Source organism: Hungatella sp. SL.1.14 (assembly GCF_024460495.1).
Taxonomy (GTDB): domain Bacteria; phylum Bacillota; class Clostridia; order Lachnospirales; family Lachnospiraceae; genus Hungatella; species Hungatella hathewayi.
In genome coordinates this window covers 1-479 of record NZ_JANFYJ010000112.1, presented here as the reverse complement: position 1 = coordinate 479, position 479 = coordinate 1, and the positions used below count along the sequence as shown (strand labels likewise).

Below are 479 nucleotides of genomic sequence, written 5' to 3'. Positions count from 1 at the left end.
CGGCAGATGCAGCAGAAGTACAGCCAAATGCAACGGAGACGGTGCTGAGCGGCCAAAGTCTTGCGAATGCAGGAAAAGATCTTGGAATCACAAGCCGCCCGGGTTATACATTTGGAGGCTGGTATACGGAGCCGAACGGAACCGGAAGTCCATTTGATGAAACAGTCGCAGTTGTTAGAAATATGACTGTCTATGCGAAGTGGATTCCAAAGGCTGAAGTAACTTTGACGTATGATAAGGTGGCAGAAGATGCGCAAGAGGTACTTCCGAATAAGGTGGAAACTGTACTGAGCGGCCAAAGCCTTGCAAATGTGGGAAGACAACTCGGAATCACAAGCCGTCCAGGTTATATGTTTGGAGGCTGGTATACAGGGAAAAACGGAACAGGAGTTCCATTTGACGAAACTGTTGCAATAAAAGAGAACATGACAGTTTATGCAAAGTGGACAGCAAATGCTAAAGTAACCCTGACGTATGAT

General features: G+C 46.8%; 1 protein-coding gene. It reads left to right on the top strand.

The window, feature by feature from the left end; all coding sequences use genetic code 11:
* The coding region (locus tag NE473_RS30205) for an InlB B-repeat-containing protein (RefSeq protein ID WP_256265557.1) at positions 1–479 on the top strand (479 nt) is incomplete at both ends.